The organism is Chlorobium sp. (assembly GCF_049593655.1).
Taxonomy (GTDB): Bacteria; Bacteroidota; Chlorobiia; order Chlorobiales; family Chlorobiaceae; genus Chlorobium.
In genome coordinates this window covers 1-2523 of sequence record NZ_JBAWHG010000020.1, presented here as the reverse complement: position 1 = coordinate 2523, position 2523 = coordinate 1, and the positions used below count along the sequence as shown (strand labels likewise).

Here is a 2523-nt window from a genome sequence, read left to right as displayed (position 1 = left end):
CTGTACCAGATAGGCTCCGTTCTGTAGCGTTTGCAACAAAGCGGTGGCACCCCCATGCGTGACGGCAAAAAAGCATGCAGGAGATGATGCGGGTATTCCGGCGCGTCATGTCCCGCTCTTCGCGGCATTGGCCCTTGCGGTTACGGATTCGCGGATTCTCCCCCGTCGGCGTTCACCACGCGGGAGATGATGGTGCATGCGCGAATGTGCACGAGATTCGGTTTCTGAGCGGCGAGCCCCCTTGTTGGGGGCTTTGCTGTATGGATGACAGCCTTGAAAGTAAGGCTGCTTGCCACTCAATGAATGAGGATGTCAAGTTTTTTGCCCAGCGCCTCGGCGTAGTTGACAAGGGTGGAGAGCTTGACATCTTCGGCATGGTTTTCGATGCGGGAAATTGCCGACTTGTGGGTTTTCAGCTTCTTTGCAACCTCTACCTGGGACATGCCGGTATTGAGTCGGGCCTGTTTGAGCATGACGCCGATGCGGAAATTCCGGTACCCTTCGTCATAGCCTTCGGCAAAGCCGGGGCTGGTGGCTTTCTGTTCGTCGATGAACGCCTGCAGTTCATCAATGTTCCTGTCGTTTTTCATAGTCTTTTTTTCTCTGTTCTGCCAGCGCGATCTCCTGCGCCGGAGTCTTTTGTGATTTTTTGGAAAAGCCGTTGGTCAATACGACAAGGTTTCCTTCATGCATGAACCCTAACAGCCTGACGGCATTGCCTCCTTGTGAGGAGCGCACCTCCCATATTCCGTCTGTATTCTGGAGTTTCTTGAAATACTCCTTAGGAACAATCTGATCTCTTTCTTGCCTCGTACCCGGAGTGTGGCAGGGCACTGGTCTTTTCCGACCACCCATATGCCGACCTTCCTGAACAAAAAATCACGTTTCTGCCGCTTTACAGCGCTTTTGCCGTCACCAGAAAAGAGCAGTGTGAAAAAATGCCGCTCTTGCTCTTCGCGGCACTGGGCCCTTTCGGTTACGGATTCGCCCGCTTCAGCAACAGAACCTTGCTTCTGAAAAGCAAGAATTTCATCACGTTAGTTTACGTAGTTGTGAACGTTATATAATGGTTGCGCCCTGAGTTAGCGACAGCATGGCACAATAGATGGCATCCTGAGTTAGAATATATGGAGGACACCGTAGTGTAACCCATAGAAAAGGAGGATGTTATGCAAACCGAAGCTGAAAGACTGGCCTTGTATCGGCAATTGCGCGTTGAAATACGAGGTTCTGATCGACATCTGATTGTCGGCATTGATATTGCCAAGGAAAAGCATCGTGCGTTTTTCGGTACGGCTACCGGTAAGGTGCTGTGCTCGCAGTTCAGCTTCCCTAACAACCGGGAAGGATTTGAATTGCTCCTTTCCAGAGCAGAACAGTTGCGGTTGCAGCAGCAGCTCGATACCGTGGTTTTCGGTGTGGAACCAACCGCCAACTATCACAAGCCACTGGCTGATTATCTGGTACGAGAAGGGATGCAAGTCGTTCAGGTATCGGGGGTGGCCGTCAAACAGAATCGAGAGTTGCTTGATGGCCGGTGGGACAAACATGATCGGAAAGACGCAGCCAATGTTGCTGACCTGATTGCTCAAGGTAAATGTCAGTTTTACGAGTACCCGAGCATGGAGATACGGCAACTCCGGGAGCTGCTGAGTCTGAAGCACAAGTTCAAAAAGGAGGAGCAGCGGCTCAAAACCCGCATCAGAAACAATCTGCTGGCGCAGTTCTTTCCTGAAATGGATCAGTTCATCAATACCTGCCAGCAGGATACGTTAGCCGTCATCGGCACCTGCTGTTCTCCTGAACAGATCAGCGAACTGGATTATGCATCGTTCTTTGCAAAGGTTGTCCCTGTCTATAAAGGCAAACGGCAGGAAGCGCATCTGTACCGGATCTGGGAAGCCGCCCATGGTTCTATCGGATGCAAGACTGGTGAACTGGCGATCTATGAGGGTCAGTTGCTCACCCGGCAACTCCAGAACGTTCGGCAGCTCATTCGGGAGATCGAAGAACGCATCGAAACACTTTGTTCGGGCCTTGCAGAGTATCCTTATGTACTCAGTATTCCGGGTGTCGGACCCGATATCTCTTCCAAGCTGCTGGCCTATATCGGTGATCCGCACCGTTTCGAAACAGTAAGCCAGGTCATCAAGCTGGCAGGACTTGATCTGAGTGCATCGAGAAGCGGTAAACCGGCCATGAAAGCAACGCCGGTGATATCGAAACGTGGTAATGCCGATCTGCGCTACGCACTGTGTCAGGCAGCAGTCGTCGCCTCGACGCGGAACACCTTTTTCAGATGCTGGTTTGCCAAACAACTCAAAGGACGTGAGCGGGAACAAGGAATGGTGGGCATTCTTCGGGTAAAGCTGGCAGCAAAGCTGCTCGGCATCGCTTGGACTCTGATGAAAAACAAGGAAATGTTTGCCTATGAAAAACTGAACAACTGCTGACAAACGGCTGTCTTGGCAGCGATTCGGCGGAGAGGAGCCCGTTTTAGCGAACGTTGAGGCGCTGACCTCG

General features: G+C 51.8%; 3 protein-coding genes. 1 reads left to right on the top strand and 2 read right to left on the bottom strand.

Annotated features, from left to right (window positions below):
- Positions 1–296: 296 nt before the first annotated feature.
- Both WBP50_RS03150 and WBP50_RS03145 read right to left on the bottom strand, forming a co-directional pair.
- Positions 297–590: a helix-turn-helix domain-containing protein gene (locus WBP50_RS03150; RefSeq protein WP_423931611.1), complete on the bottom strand. Its 294-nt coding sequence runs from the start codon at positions 588–590 to the stop codon at positions 297–299.
- Complete coding sequence (locus WBP50_RS03145) at positions 568–855, bottom strand: type II toxin-antitoxin system RelE/ParE family toxin (protein ID WP_423931610.1); 288 nt, start codon at positions 853–855, stop codon at positions 568–570. The genes WBP50_RS03150 and WBP50_RS03145 overlap by 23 nt, the downstream gene beginning before the upstream one ends.
- 314 nt (positions 856–1169) lie before the next feature.
- On the opposite strand from WBP50_RS03145, the gene WBP50_RS03140 reads away from it, so the two are divergent.
- Positions 1170–2453 (top strand): IS110 family transposase, encoded by a 1284-nt coding sequence (locus WBP50_RS03140; protein WP_423931608.1) that lies wholly within the window; start codon positions 1170–1172, stop codon positions 2451–2453.
- The last annotated feature ends 70 nt before the right edge of the window (positions 2454–2523 follow it).